Genomic DNA, 14,853 nt, shown 5'->3' with positions numbered 1-14,853 from the left:
TTGCAGGTTGGCCCGAATCAGGCCGGCACCACCTCCAGCACCCGAATAACCTGCGCTTGCGGGTAATGCCAGCGCACCTGCACGTCCCAGAACTTCACCCCGTATACCCGCTCCGGCGTTGGCACCTGGTAGGCAGGCCGTGGGTCTTGGGCCAGGCATTGCTCAATGAGGTCTACCACGGGTTGCCCCAGGCGCAGGGTATGCTCGCGAGCCTGCGCCAGGGCAGCGTCGCCCCACTGCACGGCTATCGCTACAGGTGGCTGGCTGGCCATCTGGTTGCGGGCATCGGCAATGGTGTCGGCGTAGGGCACATAGGGTTTTATGTCCAGCACCGGGGTACCATCGAGCAGGTCGATGCCCGAAAGCAGCAAACGCCCCGGCTCGACACCCTCGAGGCGGACCACCGACTGGCCGATACCGTTGGGCCGGTGGGTGGCACGGGTGGCAAACACCCCCATGCTCGTGTTGCCGCCCAGGCGCGGGGGCCGCACTTTCAGCCGCGGCTTTTCTTCAAGGGCCTGGTGGAACAGAAACAGCAACCAGACGTGGCTGACCTGTTCCAGGCCGTCTACAGCCTCACCCTGATCGAACGGCGGCAGCAGCTCCAGCACCCCCCGTGCAGCCGGTGCCAACTGCGGCTGGCGCGGTATGGCGAACTTTTCCTTGAAGCAGGAGCGCACGATGCCGACCGGGCTTACCGTATGCTGCATGGTCATTCAGCCGCGCACGCGCTGGGTAAGGCCCTTGAGGAAGTTGCGCAGCAGCTGGTCGCCGCAGGCACGGTAGTTCTCGTGGCCAACCTTGCGGAACAGCGCGCTCAGCTCGGGTTTGCTGACGGGGAAGTCTACTGACTTGAGGATCGCGTGCAGGTCGTCTTCCTTCAGCTCGAAGGCTACTCGCAGTTTCTTGAGGATGAGGTTGTTGGTAACCGGCAGCTCGATCGGCTGCGCTGGCCGGCTGTCATCCTTACCGCGGCGGTAGATGACCAGGCCGTCGAGAAAGTGCGCCATTACCCGTTCAGGGCAACGCACGAAGCCTTCTTCTTCCTCTTTTTTCACGTAGGTCGCCAGCACCAGGGGATGCACGTCGAGGCCGGATAGCCCGACGATTTCGGCCATCTTGGCGTCGTTCACCTTGAGCATGTAGCGCAGGCTGCGCAGGACGTCGTTGTGGTTCATTGCTGCAGAATCCTGTTCAGGTGCCGCGCACCAGCGCGGCGTGTTGCTTAGAAGCGTTCGGTTGCCGCCACGTAGCGCCATTGGCCAAGCGGCAGCTTGCCCATGGACACACCCCCCAGGCGGATGCGGCGCATGCCCAGCAGCTCAAGGCGCAGATAGGCGCACAGCTCGGAGATTTGCCCAGGTTGAGGGTTTTTCAGCACCAGGCGCAGATGGGTTTCGTTCTGCCAGCTGGCCTTGGCCTTGGGCAATTCACGGTCATTACGCATGACGCCCCGCGCCAGGCGTTCCAATGCCTGCGGGCTGGCTTCGCCGCGCACCTGGACGACGAATTCCTGCTCCAGACGGCGCAGGTCGGCATTGATCTTGCGGGTCACCCGCCAATCCTGAGTGAACACCTGCAAGCCGCTGGCACCGGGTTCAAGCGGCGCTACACAGGCCTGGCGGGCAAAGTGGCCGTGCAGGGCGCGCACGCCTTCACGGTGGGCCTCGCTCAGGCTGCCCATGCCCATGCTTGCGCGGGCGCTCTCGGTATCCTGGCCGGCAGGCTGGTTCAGCAGCAGGGTAACCGGCTCCAGTGTTTCGGCGCGGGCGCCAGGCAGGAGGGCGACGCTTTGCTGTTCAACCTTGAACTGCGGTTGCTCGACCACCACACCGTCGACCGTCACCCAGCCCCCCTCTATATACAGCTCGGCCTCGCGACGAGAACAGCCAAGCTGCTCGACAAGGCGTTTGGACAGGCGGGTGGGTTCGGACATGACGGCGGTTCGCAAAGGCAAAAAGAGCCTGCATTGTACCTTCCCGCGCGGTTGAGGGGCGGGAATCTGTGGCAATCACACCGTTTTGCGCAAACGCATATGCAGCAACGGGTAGGGCTGGCCCAGGCCATCGGTTGGCGAGCGGCCGGTCACTTCGAACCCTTCGTGCAGGTAGAAGCCCAAAGCCTTGGGGTTCTGCTCGTTGACGTCCAGCGTCTGGGCATTCAGCACGCTGACGGCGTGACGCAGCAACCGCTTGCCCACCCCGTGACCATGCCAGGCAGGGGCCACGAACAGCATGTCCACGCGGCCTTGGGCCACCCCGATAAAACCCTGGATACTGCCGTTTGGCGCCCGGCAGCACACCAGCATCACGGCGTCCAGGTACTGGCGCAAGATCTTGTCGCGCAGCAGCAGGATGTAGCCCTCGGGCAGGAAGTCGTGAGTTGCGCGCACCGCATCTTCCCAAACCTGCACCAGCTCCGGGTAATCGCTGAGATGTGGCGTCTCGAGGGTTGGGAGCTGGCTCATGGTCAGATCGGCTCGGCCCACATGTCGTACTCGTCGGCATCTACCACCCGGCAGCGCACCTTGTCGCCCGGCTTGAAGCCATGGTCGCCATCGATGAACACGCTGCCGTCGATTTCAGGTGCATCGAAGAAGCTGCGGCCAACCGAACCCTGCTCTTCCACTTCATCGATCAGCACGTCGATTTCCTTGCCGATACGCAGTTGCAGGCGGGCGGTACTGATGGCTTGCTGGTGAGCCATGAAGCGGTCCCAACGGTCCTGCTTGATGTCATCCGGCACCTCGGCAAGGCCCAGGTCGTTGGCAGGCGCGCCTTCCACCGGCGAATACTGGAAGCAGCCCACGCGGTCGAGCTGGGCTTCGGTCAACCAATCCAGCAGGTACTGGAAGTCTTCTTCGGTTTCGCCCGGGAAACCGACGATGAAGGTGGAACGGATTACCAGCTCCGGGCACTGCTCGCGCCATTGCTTGATCCGGGCGAGGGTGCGGTCCTCGAAGGCCGGGCGCTTCATCGCCTTGAGCACCTTGGGGCTGGCATGCTGGAACGGGATGTCCAGGTACGGCAGGATCTTGCCGGCCGCCATCAGCGGGATCACATCGTCAACGTTCGGGTACGGGTACACGTAATGCAGGCGAACCCAGGCACCCAGGCTGCTCAGTGCCTCGCACAGTTCGAGCATGCGGGTCTTGACCGGGCGGCCGTTCCAGAAGTCGGTCTTGTACTTGACGTCTACGCCGTAGGCGCTGGTGTCCTGGGAAATCACCAGGATCTCCTTCACACCGGCCTTTACCAGCCGCTCGGCCTCGCTCAGCACCTCACCCACCGGGCGGCTGACCAGCTTGCCGCGCATGGACGGGATGATGCAGAAGCTGCAGCTGTGGTTGCAGCCCTCGGAAATCTTGAGGTAAGCGTAATGGCGCGGGGTGAGCTTCACGCCCTGTGGCGGCACCAGGTCGATCAGCGGGTTGTGATCCTGGCGCGGCGGTACCACTTCGTGCACGGCATTGACTACCTGCTCGTACTGCTGCGGGCCGGTCACCGATAGCACGCTGGGGTGCACGTCACGGATACTGCCTTCCTCGACACCCATGCAGCCGGTGACGATGACCTTGCCGTTTTCCTTGATCGCTTCGCCAATCACTTCCAGCGACTCGGCCTTGGCGCTGTCGATGAAGCCGCAGGTGTTGACCACCACCACGTCGGCATCTTCATAAGTGGGCACGACTTCGTAGCCTTCCATGCGCAGCTGCGTCAGGATGCGCTCGGAATCGACCAGGGCTTTGGGGCAACCCAGGCTTACGAAACCTACCTTGGGGGTGGCGGGCGTGGTGGACATGACTAACCTCGGTATTGAATGCAGGTCGCCCGGCCGGAATCGGGGGCGAGCTTGACGGGCGCTTTCGGCGCCTCTGATCAAAAAGTGCGCAATTCTAGCGAGCACAAGGTCGCTTGACCAGCAGAAATACGACGAACGCTGCGCTATGCTTCGCGCCGTTGCGTCAGGCCGCTGCGTGTGGCCTGCGTGGAAGTGAACAACAAGGGCCTTGAAGGCCGTCTGCGGGAGTGGTCGATGGTTCAGGCAAGCAGTCACGCCGAGGGCGGGCACGCAGGTAAGCAGGGCGCGACACGGTCGCTGGGCCTGCTGGTGGCGGCGGTCGGGGTGGTTTATGGCGATATCGGCACCAGCCCGTTGTATACCCTCAAGGAAGTCTTTACCGGCGGCTATGGGGTGCCGGTCAACCATGAAGGTGTGTTGGGGATCCTGTCGTTGATCCTCTGGTCGCTGTTATGGGTGGTGTCGTTCAAGTACGTGATGTTCATCCTGCGCGCAGACAACCAGGGCGAGGGCGGCACCATGGCGCTGACTGCACTGGCGCGGCGGGCCACGGCGGCCTACCCACGGTTGCGCACGCTGATGGTGATATGCGGGCTGATCGGCGCGTCGCTGTTCTACGGCGACAGCATGATCACCCCGGCCGTGTCGGTGCTGTCTGCGGTAGAGGGCATGGGCCTGGCGTTCGATGGCATCGACCACTGGGTGGTGCCCATTTCGCTGGTGGTACTGGTGGCGCTGTTTCTGGTGCAAAAACACGGTACCGAGAAAATCGGCAAGCTCTTCGGCCCGGTCATGGTCACCTGGTTCCTGGTGCTGGCAGCCCTTGGCGTGCACGGCATTCTGCAAACACCCGAAGTGCTCAAGGCCTTCAACCCGGGCTGGGCGGTGAACTTCTTCGTCGTCCACCCAGGCATGGGCGTGGCCATTCTGGGGGCGGTGGTGCTGGCCCTGACCGGTGCCGAGGCGCTGTATGCCGACATGGGCCACTTCGGTCGCAAGCCCATCGCCCGGGCCTGGTTCGCCTTGGTGCTGCCTGCGCTGGTGCTCAATTATTTCGGCCAGGGTGCGATGCTGCTGCAGAACCCGGAGGCAGCGCGTAACCCGTTCTACCTGCTGGCGCCGGGCTGGGCCCTGCTGCCGCTGGTCGGCCTGTCGACGCTGGCCACCGTCATCGCCTCCCAGGCGGTGATCTCGGGGGCGTTCTCCCTCACCCGCCAGGCCATCCAGCTGGGTTACATCCCGCGCATGCACATTCAGCACACCTCCAGTGACGAGCAGGGGCAGATCTACATTGCCGCCGTCAACTGGACGTTGATGGTAGGGGTGGTGCTGCTGGTGATCGGCTTCGAGTCATCAGGGGCACTGGCGGCGGCTTACGGGGTGGCTGTGACCGGGACCATGCTGATGACCACCATCCTGGTGTCTGCGGTGATGCTGTTGCTGTGGAAGTGGCCGCCAATGCTGGCCGTGCCGATCCTGGTGGGGTTCCTGATGGTCGACGGGCTGTTCTTTGCTGCCAACGTGCCGAAGATCGTACAGGGCGGCGCCTTCCCGGTATTGGCCGGTGGCGTGCTGTTCCTGCTGATGAGTACCTGGAAGCGCGGCAAGCAGATCCTGGTGGAGCGCATAGACGAAGGCGCGCTGCCGCTGCCGCTGTTCATCAGCAGCATCCGCATCCAACCGCCACACCGGGTAGAGGGTACTGCGGTGTTCCTCACGGCCCGGTCCGACGCGGTGCCTCATGCGCTGTTGCACAACATGCTGCACAACCAGGTGCTGCACAGCCAGGTGGTGCTGCTGACCGTACTCAGCGAGGACCGGCCACGGGTGCCGGAGCAGGAGCGTTTCGAAGTGGAGGCTTACGGCGACGGTTTCTTCAGGGTGGTGCTGCACTTTGGCTTCATGGACGAGCCTGACGTGCCGGCAGCGTTGAAACTGTGCCACCTGGACGACCTGGACTTCACGCCCATGCGCACCACGTATTTCCTAAGCCGCGAGACAGTCATCGCCTCCAGGCTGGAGGGCATGTCGCGCTGGCGTGGCAACCTGTTCGCGTTCCTGCTGAAGAACGCCAACGGCAACCTCAGGTTCTTCAACCTGCCGCTTAACCGGGTGATCGAGTTAGGAACGCAGGTAGAGATCTGAGTGACCAGGCAGGGGGTGCAGAATGCCCCTTGCCACAGCAGATGAACCAGCCCTCTAGGTTGCGGTGTTGCGCAGTCCAGTCCTGTGGGAGCAACTGTCTTCCACAAGATCTCAAAGCTGGCGCAATCACTGTGGGAGCGGGTTTACCCGCGAACACCGGCGAAGCCGGTGCCATGCACCGCGCTGCCTGCTTCGCGGGTGAACCCGCTCCCACAGGTGCCTGCCAGGTCAACTGGATACTTGCGGCTCTATGAGCATGGCGATGCGCCGCAGGCGGCGCTCGCCCCCGTCAGTTCTGCTCCGCCACACTCGACTTGCCTTGGCGCGTCTCGATCTCGTCGATCAGGCGCTTGGCCAGTGCCGGGTAGTTTTCGTCAAAGTGATGGCCGCCCGGCAGCTTCAAACGCTCGCCCACGGCCGTCTTGTCGGTACAACCGCTTTCATCGGTTTCTTCCACCCCGTACACGCACACCACCTTGGCCGCTGGCAGTTTTGCCATTTCCGGGCCTGTAGGTGCTTCCTGGCCTTCCTTGCCCAGCCAGCCTTCAACTTCGATCTCAAAGCTGCCACTGCGAGCGAAGGCCAGCAGCACAACGGCATCGACGCGTTGCTGGTCCTCGGCCGGCAGGCGGTTATAGATGGCCGGCAGTACGTCTGCACCAAATGAATAACCGGTCAGCACGAAGCGCTTGGTGCCCCACTTCTGGCGGTAGTGATGCATCAGCTCGGACAGGTCGGCTGCGCTCTGTTCCGGCGTCTTGTGCTGCCAGTAGTAGCGCAGGGTGTCGATGCCCACCACCGGGTAACCCAGCTTGGCCATTTCCCCGGCCACATCACGGTCAAGGTCGCGCCAGCCGCCGTCACCGGAAAGGAACAGGGTCACGGTGTCGGTCGTCTGCCCGGCAGGTACTTCGACCACCGGTATGGCCAGGGCATTGCCGTCCTGGCCAACCAGCGCCTGGGTCAGCTGCGCCTTGAGCACTTGTGGCAAATGAATGTCGTAGTCGCTGATGCTGGTTTCGGCGTTGGCCTGGTCGCGGACGAAGGCGGCGCTGGCATCATCGGGGTTGTCGTTCCAGGCCACGTTCCAGTGGCCGTGGGGGGCGGATTTAGGCAGCGGGGCCTGGCACCCGGGTTGCTCCAGCGTGAAACCAACGGAAATAGCCCGGGCCTTGTCGTTGCCTTGGCTCGCCAGCCAGCGCCAGGCCTGTGCGGCACCTGGCCCGATACCTGCCACCAACGTAGGTGGCTGCGGCAACTGGGCCAGCGCCTGGTCCATCGCTTGCTGCTGCTTGCTGCAATCGGCGGCGGGCAAGGTCACCTGCACCAGTTGCGCGTCTGCGGCCTGGGCCAGGTCCAGCAGTTGCTTGTGGGTCAGGGCCTGGTCTTCAGGCACACCGATGGCGACCCTGGCGGTGGCGCGCACCCCGGGGGTAACACGGGTGATGCTGGTGCCATCAATGGTCAGTTGTTCAAGGCGGGCTTCAGGTGCCGGCCGCGTCCATAGCCAGAACGCCAACCCGCCGCCAAGGGCGGCCAGCAGCAAGGGAACCAGCAGGTACAGCCAAAAGCGTCGGGTCATCAGCGTTTCACCAATCCAGTCAAGCCGCCGGCAATCAGGGCAGCAGTGTCGGCCAGTGCCACCAGCGGGTCGAGCCCGGCTGGCACAGCCATGTAACGGGGTTCCCAGTCCGGTTGGAACTTGTCCTTGAAACGGCGCAGCCCCTGGAAGTTGTAAAGCTGCTCGCCACGGCGGAACACCATCGAACCCAGGCGCTGGGTAAGGGGTGCGCCACGGCGCGGCTGCAGGCCGGAAAGCGGCACCATGCCAAGGCTGAAGCGGCCGTAGTCATGGCTTTTGTAATGCAGGATCAGGCCGATCATCATGAATTCCATGGTCAGCTTCGGCGCCTCTGGGTGAGCGCGCATCAGGTCCAGGCTTGCCAGTTCGTTGCTGTGGGTTTCCAGCAGGTTGGCAAACGCCACCGGCCGGCCCTGGAAGCGAATCAGGGCGATGCGGAAGTGCTGCAGGTATTCCGGGCTGAAGCGCCCCAGCGAAAACCCTTTCTCGCGCACGTTCTTGCCGGTCAGCCAGGCATCCGAAATCTCTTTCAGCTCGGCCAGCGGGGCTTGGCCGTGCTCGTGAATTTCCAGGGTCAGGCCATCGCGACCGCCACGGTTCCAGGTGTAGCGCAGGTCCTTCATCTCCTTGCCTTTGGCTTCCAGATCAAAGCGGCGCAGGTCGACCCGGGCTTCCTCGCCCAGCTTCAACGCGGTCAGGCCGATGTCCATGTAGAACGGCAGGTTTTCGGCGCGCACCTGGTAGAACACCGGCCGGGCGTGGTGCAGGTCGCACAGGTCACGGAACTGCCAGATCATTTCGGCACGTTCCTGGGCAGGGCCAATGGGGTCGTACAGCGCCACCAGGCTGCGACCACGGCGTGCGTACATCAGAAACGCGTTGTCGCGGGGGTGGAACAGCAGGGCCTTGTCGCCGGTCAGGGCCAGGCCCCCGTCGGGTTGGTCCGACGCCAGCAGTATGCGGTTGGCGCGCTGCAGCTCCGCTTCATCGGGCTGATGAATGACCGGTGGCGCCGTACGCAGCAGCCAGGTCAGCGCCAACGCCGCCAGCAGCAAGGCACTGCCCATGGCCGCACGCAGGCCGCGTGGGGCATCGGCGTCCAACGTGAACTGCCACCACAGTTGGTGGCTGTATGGCACGTCCTGGTAAGCGAACAGCAGCAGCCATACCGAAGCACCGACCGCGCAGGCACTGGCGACCAGATACACCGGCGAGAACGGCAGTTCCAGCAGGCGGCTTGGGCGGTAGAACGAGCGGCGGAACAAGGCGAGCAGGGCGGCGGTGAATGTGAGCAGGGACGCTTCTTCCCAGTCGAAGCCCTTGAGCAGCGACAGCAACGAGCCCACCAGCAGCAATACCGTGGTCAGCAGCCAGGCAGCGGACAGGCGCCGGCGCAGGCCCTGGGCCAGCAGCAGGCACAGTACGCCAATCAGGCTGGCGCCAAAGTGCGATGCGTCGATCATCCGGTGAGGGATCAGGAAACCCATGTGCTCAAGGCGCGAGTCAATCTCGGGTGTAGCGCCGGAGAACAGCAACACCACGCCGGAGATGAACACCATGATCGCCAGGATCGGCGCAGCCAAACCCGATGCAGCCTTCATTGCCTGCTGGGCGAACAGCAGGCGCTTGGCTTCATTGGCCAGCAGCAGAACGCACGCCACCAGCAACGGCAGCACCACATAGATCAGCCGATACAGCAGCAAGGCGGCGGCCAGCGGAGCGGCACCCAGCTGGTTGGCAAAGGCGGCCAGCAGGATCGCTTCGAATACCCCGACACCTCCCGGTACGTGGCTGAGCACGCCGGCTGCCAGGGCTAGCAGGTAGACCAGGACGAACGCGCCGAAGGGTGGTGCCTCTGGCAGCAGCAGGTACAGCACAGTAGCCGCAGCGGCGACATCCAGCGCAGTGATCAGCAACTGCAGGCCTGCCAGGCGGGCACCCGGCAGGCGCAGGGTGCGGCGGCCCAGTTGCACCAGCAAGTTGTCTGCCAGTGGTTGCTCCGCCAGGCGCCTGCGGTACAAGCCGGCCACCAGCAGTGCGCTGGCCACCAGCACCGCGATGGCGACACCCGCCAGCAGGGTGGGCGACAAACGCAGGGCAGTGGAGGCCGCTGGCAGGTTGCTCAAGGTGGCCAGGGCTGCCAGCGGTGGCAGTGCGCAGCCCAGTGAAAGGCTGGCGAATACCGTCATGCGCGCCACTTCACCCGCACCGAGCCCCTGGCGGGCATAGAGGCGATAACGCACCGAACCGCCCGAGAGCATCGAGAGGCCAATGGCATTACCAATCGCGAAGGCGCTGAAGCCGCCCAGCACCAGGCTGCTTGCCGGCAATTTCACCCCGGCGTAACGGCTGGCCGACCACTCGTAACCCAGCAGGATCACAAAGCCGACCACGGTCGCCAGCAAGGCCCCCAGTAACGCGTGCACCGGTACACTGAGCATGGCGTCGTGCAGGGCATAGATGTCCAGCTCGCTCAACAGGTGGCGGCAGGCGATCAGCGCCATGGTGAACAACAGCAGGGTAACCGCCAGGCCAATGGGCTGGCGGTAACGGCTGATGCGTTCGAGCAAAGGCAGGCGCTGCGCTGCAGTTGGCAGTGCGGTTGCCAGTGGCCCTGCGGGTTCGGGGTTGTGCGAAGTCATGGGTTACCTCGTGCATCAGGCGCGAGGTGAAGAAGAGGTGCGGCCAAGTGAAAGTCCCTTTGGGAAAACGTATCCAATATTACTCCTGCCCAAGGCGCTTAACAGCCAGGCAGCGTTAAAGATAGTTCATTCTCAGGGCGGCGGGCCAAGCCTGTGGTTGGGCAGGCCGCAGCAAAACAAGGCGGGCGGGGTGTACGGGGGGCTAAAGCAACAAACCCCGCCTGTCGCTAAACAGGCGGGGTTTGTTCTGACGATATGGTTGCGGGAGCCGGATTTGAACCGACGACCTTCGGGTTATGAGCCCGACGAGCTACCAGGCTGCTCCATCCCGCGTCAGTGGGGCGAATTCTACAGTTTCCATGGAGGGTGTCAAGCGCTACTTGTTGATTCTTTTGATTTTTTTAGCCGCACTTTCTTAGGGCCAAAGAAAAAGGCCACTGCGTTAACAGTGGCCTTCTCTCGAATCTGGTTGCGGGAGCCGGATTTGAACCGACGACCTTCGGGTTATGAGCCCGACGAGCTACCAGGCTGCTCCATCCCGCGCCTGTGAGATCGAATTCTACGGATTTCCCTGGAGGTGTCAAGCTTTATTCTAAAAAAACCTTTCCCGTTCAAACTCTTAGCAGCCGTGAAAGGGGAGCGCCCCAGGCGTGGCGGGGTTTTCAGGCCGGTAATCGGGCAACCTTGGGCACAGGCTGTTTCACTCCAGGCCTCATGCGCTACTATCTGTATGAATTTACAGTGCTCACGGTCATCCATGTCTTTGCGCAAGATCATCCACGTCGACTGCGACTGCTTCTACGCAGCAATCGAGATGCGCGACGACCCGCGCCTGGCCGGTCGGCCGATGGCAGTGGGTGGCTCCGCCGAGCGGCGTGGGGTCATCGCCACCTGCAATTATGAGGCGCGGGCCTATGGTGTGCGCTCGGCCATGTCTTCCCGCCATGCCCTCAAGCTGTGCCCGGACCTGTTGATCGTGAAGCCGCGTTTCGAGGCCTACCGCGAAGCTTCCCGTGAAATCCACAGTATTTTCCGCGAGTACACCGACCTGATCGAGCCGTTGTCCCTTGATGAAGCCTATCTGGACGTCAGTGACAGCCAGTGGTACGCCGGCAGCGCCACGCGCATCGCTGAAGACATTCGCCGGCGTGTTGCCCGCACGCTGCATATCACGGTTTCTGCAGGTGTGGCGCCCAACAAGTTCCTGGCCAAGATCGCCAGTGACTGGCGTAAGCCCAATGGGTTGTTCGTGATAACGCCCGACGAGGTCGAGGCGTTTGTCGCCGCATTGCCGGTTGCCAGGCTGCATGGGGTGGGCAAGGTGACCGCAGAGAAGCTGACGCGCCTTGGCATCGAAACCTGCCTGCAACTGCGAGACTGGTCGCGCCTGGCGCTGGTGCGCGAATTCGGCAGTTTCGGCGAGCGCTTGTGGGGGTTGGCGCGAGGCATTGACGAGCGGGTTGTTCATAACGACAGCCGTCGCCAATCGGTCAGCGTGGAAAACACCTACGACACCGACCTGCCGGACCTGGCCAGTTGCCTGGCGCGCTTGCCGGAGCTGCTGGAAAGCCTGAATACCCGCATCGAACGAATGGACGCCAGCTACCGACCGGACAAACCCTTCGTCAAGGTCAAGTTCCACGACTTCACCCAGACCACGCTGGAGCAGGCTGGGGCGGGCAGGGACCTGGACAGTTATCGGCAGTTATTGGGGCAGGCGTTCGCCAGGGGTGGCAAACCGGTGCGTTTGCTGGGGGTAGGGGTGAGGTTGCGTGACCTGCGCGGGGCGCATGAACAGATGGAGTTGTTCCCACCGCAGTAGCCTACCTGGCGACGGTGCGCCCGCTCTCTATAAAGAAGGCGCATTTTGCCAGTGGATCAATGGATCAGTGCGCGCCTGGGTCGGCCACCAGCCGGCCGGTTGCCTTGGTCAACGACTTGAGAAACTCCTGTTGCAGCTCCGGGTCGTTGCGCGTCAGCTCGATCAGGCTTTGCTCCATTTCGCTGGCTTCCTCTTCCAGGCCCAGCTCTGAAAGGCGTTTGACCCGGTGCACCCATTGCCCGACATCGTCGTCTTCGAGGTCGTCGAAAATCAGCTCGTGGGCTTCGCGCAACTTGTTGCGCAGCGTGGCGCTGACCAATAGGCTGGCATCACCGCGTACCGCGTTGTCTTCATCCACGACCTGTAGATGCAGTGTGCCAACGTGGTTGAGGTTCTGTTCGGAGAACGGAGTGTCCAGCAGGTTCAAGCGCAACATGCCATTGCGGTCGGTAGTGAGTTCGTGGGTCATCTTGCCCGCTTTCACCTCGACCAGGCGCTCGCTCCACGGCATGCTCGTGGCCTCTTCGCGCTTGGCTTTCTGCACTTCGCTGATACCCGCGAGGTTCTGCTGGGCGCGGCCATTGGACGCCACGTTCATGAACGGGTTGAGGCCATCCACGCCGTAGCTCAGCCAGTCATGGGTGACACTTTGCGGCAGGTTGCCCAAGGCGAAGACGTTGACCACGTTTGCCCCAACGCCTGCCACCACCGCAACAGCGCCAAGCGGGATTTCGTAGATTTCCCGCCATGGCTGGTAGGGCGTATAGCGGTCGTAGTGACGGGTCACTTCGTATTCGGTGACTTCAAAACGCTTCTGCTCGTGCACGCGCACACGTCGCTGCGGCAGCTCCATGACGTCTGGCTCGCCAACATCGATTTGCAAAGTGTGCTCGAGCAGCTTGCGCTCCACGCGCTCCTCATGGTCGCTACGCTGGGGCATCTGGTTGGCGCAGCCGCTGACGAGCAGGGCGCCGCAGAGTGCGGCGCCCGTCAGGTTGAAGGTACTTCGCTTTGACATGATCACTCGGGCATTGGTTATCAGCGGCGAACGCGGGTCTGCAGGAAGGTCAGCACCTCGTTGAGCGGCAACGCCTGGGCATCCTGCTCGGTCCGGTGCTTGTATTCCAGGTTGCCATCAGCCAGGCCACGGTCACTGACCACGATGCGGTGCGGAATACCGATCAGTTCCATGTCGGCGAACTTGATACCGGGGCTGGTCTTCTTGTCCCGGTCGTCCAGCAGCACTTCGTAACCGGCAGCGGTCAGCTCGGCATACAGCTTGTCGGTCGCCTCGCGAACAACCTCGGTCTCATAGCGCAGTGGTACCAGGGCGATCTGGAAGGGCGCCAGTGCATCGTTCCAGATAATGCCCTTGTCGTCGTGGTTCTGCTCGATGGCAGCGGCCACCACACGGGATACACCAATGCCGTAGCAGCCCATGGACAGCACCACTGGCTTGCCGTTTTCACCCAGTACCTGGCACTTGAGCGCCTCGCTGTACTTGGTGCCCAGCTGGAAGATATGGCCCACCTCGATACCGCGCTTGATCACCAGCGTGCCTTGGCCGTCCGGGCTTGGGTCGCCTTCGACCACGTTGCGCAGGTCGGCCACCTGAGGTACTGGCAGGTCGCGTTCCCAGTTCACGCCGAAGTAGTGCTTGTCGTCGATGTTGGCGCCGATGCCGAAGTCGCTCATCAGGGCCACCGAGCGGTCGATCACGCACTCCAGCGGCAAGTTCATCGGGCCGAGCGAGCCGGCGCCGGCGCCAATGGCGTCACGCAGGTCGGCATCGGTTGCCATGACCAGCGGGTCGGCCACCTGCTCCAGCTTGGCGGCCTTGATTTCGTTGAGCTCGTGGTCACCACGCACGACCAGGGCGACCAGCTTGCCCTCTTCGGAGCCACGTACGATCAAGGTCTTGACGGTTTTCTCGATCGGCAGGCCGAAGTTCTCAACCAGCTGGGCAATGGTCTTGGCATTGGGCGTATCGACCAGGCGCAGCTCTTCGGTAGGGGCAGGGCGCACGGTTTCCCGCGGCATGGCCTCGGCCTTCTCGATGTTGGCGGCGTAGTCGGAGCTGTCGCTGAAGATCACATCGTCTTCACCCGACTCGGCCAGCACGTGGAATTCGTGCGAGTAGCTGCCGCCGATGGAGCCGGTGTCGGCCTGCACAGGGCGGAAATCCAGGCCCAGGCGGGTGAACACATTGGTGTACGCCTGGTGCATGCGGTCGTAGGTCTCCTGCAGGGAGCCCTGGTCGGCATGGAACGAGTAGGCGTCCTTCATGATGAACTCGCGGCCGCGCATCAGGCCGAAGCGCGGGCGGATCTCGTCACGGAACTTGGTCTGGATCTGGTACATGTTCAGCGGCAGCTGTTTATAGCTGGACAGCTCATTGCGGGCCAGGTCGGTGATGACCTCTTCGTGGGTAGGGCCCACGCAGAACTCGCGCTGGTGACGGTCCTTGACCCGCAGCAGCTCGGGGCCGTACTGCTCCCAGCGGCCGGATTCCTGCCACAGTTCGGCGGGCTGGATGCTGGGCATCAGCACTTCCAGAGCGCCGGCTGCGTTCATTTCCTCGCGCACCACGTTCTCGACCTTGCGCATGACCCGCAGGCCCATCGGCAGCCAGGTGTACAGGCCGGAGGCCAGTTTGCGGATCATGCCGGCACGCAGCATGAGCTGGTGGCTGATGACCACTGCGTCGGCAGGGGTTTCTTTCTGGGTGGCGAGCAAATATTGACTGGTGCGCATGGTTAGCCGTGTCTAATACGTTGAAATAGCCCCGCATTGTACGGGGGTGAAACGAAGGCGTACAGGATGCCCCAGGGCGCCGCTGTTGTCAGCCAAAGAAAAAGCCC

The 14,853-nt window shown here is 63.0% G+C and carries 11 protein-coding genes and 2 tRNA genes; 2 read left to right on the top strand and 11 right to left on the bottom strand.

Translation table 11 applies throughout. From position 1 onward, the window contains the following. Nucleotides 1-17: 17 nt before the first annotated feature. The 5 genes from tsaA to rimO all read right to left on the bottom strand — a co-directional run bounded on the left by tsaA (nucleotide 18) and on the right by rimO (nucleotide 3,801). Complete coding sequence (gene tsaA / locus IAE36_RS09005) at nucleotides 18-710, bottom strand: tRNA (N6-threonylcarbamoyladenosine(37)-N6)-methyltransferase TrmO (protein WP_201211948.1); 693 nt, start codon at nucleotides 708-710, stop codon at nucleotides 18-20. Nucleotides 711-716: 6 nt separating this feature from the next. Next, on the bottom strand, nucleotides 717-1,178 hold the full coding sequence (locus IAE36_RS09000; protein ID WP_028634582.1) for a DUF1456 family protein: 462 nt from the start codon (nucleotides 1,176-1,178) through the stop codon (nucleotides 717-719). Between the two features lie 47 nt (nucleotides 1,179-1,225). Continuing rightward, complete coding sequence (locus IAE36_RS08995) at nucleotides 1,226-1,936, bottom strand: rRNA pseudouridine synthase (RefSeq protein ID WP_028634583.1); 711 nt, start codon at nucleotides 1,934-1,936, stop codon at nucleotides 1,226-1,228. A 75-nt stretch (nucleotides 1,937-2,011) separates the two neighbouring features. Continuing rightward, nucleotides 2,012-2,467 (bottom strand): GNAT family N-acetyltransferase, encoded by a 456-nt coding sequence (locus IAE36_RS08990; RefSeq protein ID WP_028634584.1) that lies wholly within the window; start codon nucleotides 2,465-2,467, stop codon nucleotides 2,012-2,014. 2 nt (nucleotides 2,468-2,469) lie between these two features. Further along, on the bottom strand, nucleotides 2,470-3,801 hold the full coding sequence (rimO, locus tag IAE36_RS08985) for a 30S ribosomal protein S12 methylthiotransferase RimO (RefSeq protein WP_028634585.1): 1,332 nt from the start codon (nucleotides 3,799-3,801) through the stop codon (nucleotides 2,470-2,472). Between the two features lie 234 nt (nucleotides 3,802-4,035). Here rimO and IAE36_RS08980 point away from each other — a divergent pair, with 234 nt between their 5' ends. Continuing rightward, complete coding sequence (locus IAE36_RS08980; protein ID WP_201211947.1) at nucleotides 4,036-5,946, top strand: potassium transporter Kup; 1,911 nt, start codon at nucleotides 4,036-4,038, stop codon at nucleotides 5,944-5,946. A gap of 289 nt (nucleotides 5,947-6,235) precedes the next feature. Here IAE36_RS08980 and IAE36_RS08975 read toward each other — a convergent pair whose 3' ends face one another. The 4 genes from IAE36_RS08975 to IAE36_RS08960 form a co-directional block, all read right to left on the bottom strand. After that, nucleotides 6,236-7,528 carry a virulence factor family protein gene (locus IAE36_RS08975; protein ID WP_028634587.1) on the bottom strand — a complete coding sequence of 431 codons (1,293 nt, stop codon included), beginning with the start codon at nucleotides 7,526-7,528 and terminating at the stop codon, nucleotides 6,236-6,238. Next, the gene (gene mprF, locus IAE36_RS08970) at nucleotides 7,528-10,170 is read right to left on the bottom strand and encodes a bifunctional lysylphosphatidylglycerol flippase/synthetase MprF (RefSeq protein WP_201211925.1); all 2,643 of its coding nucleotides are present in this window, start codon (nucleotides 10,168-10,170) and stop codon (nucleotides 7,528-7,530) included. The genes IAE36_RS08975 and mprF overlap by 1 nt, the downstream gene beginning before the upstream one ends. 256 nt (nucleotides 10,171-10,426) lie before the next feature. Then, nucleotides 10,427-10,503, bottom strand: a tRNA-Met gene (locus tag IAE36_RS08965). Nucleotides 10,504-10,636: 133 nt separating this feature from the next. After that, a tRNA-Met gene (locus IAE36_RS08960) sits at nucleotides 10,637-10,713 on the bottom strand. Nucleotides 10,714-10,933: 220 nt separating this feature from the next. Here IAE36_RS08960 and dinB point away from each other — a divergent pair. Then, nucleotides 10,934-11,992: a DNA polymerase IV gene (gene dinB, locus IAE36_RS08955; protein WP_201163725.1), complete on the top strand. Its 1,059-nt coding sequence runs from the start codon at nucleotides 10,934-10,936 to the stop codon at nucleotides 11,990-11,992. 64 nt (nucleotides 11,993-12,056) lie between these two features. Here the strand turns inward: dinB and IAE36_RS08950 are convergent, their stop codons facing one another. Continuing rightward, nucleotides 12,057-13,010, bottom strand: a complete 954-nt coding sequence (locus tag IAE36_RS08950) for a hypothetical protein (RefSeq protein WP_201211923.1) — start codon at nucleotides 13,008-13,010, stop codon at nucleotides 12,057-12,059. A 20-nt stretch (nucleotides 13,011-13,030) separates the two neighbouring features. After that, nucleotides 13,031-14,746 carry a proline--tRNA ligase gene (locus IAE36_RS08945; RefSeq protein ID WP_201211921.1) on the bottom strand — a complete coding sequence of 572 codons (1,716 nt, stop codon included), beginning with the start codon at nucleotides 14,744-14,746 and terminating at the stop codon, nucleotides 13,031-13,033. Nucleotides 14,747-14,853 lie beyond the last annotated feature (107 nt).

The organism is Pseudomonas sp. S36 (assembly GCF_016647875.1).
Classification (GTDB): domain Bacteria; phylum Pseudomonadota; class Gammaproteobacteria; order Pseudomonadales; family Pseudomonadaceae; genus Aquipseudomonas; species Aquipseudomonas parafulva.
Note: the sequence above shows the minus strand (reverse complement) of the source record. Positions and strands in the feature narration are given on the sequence as shown.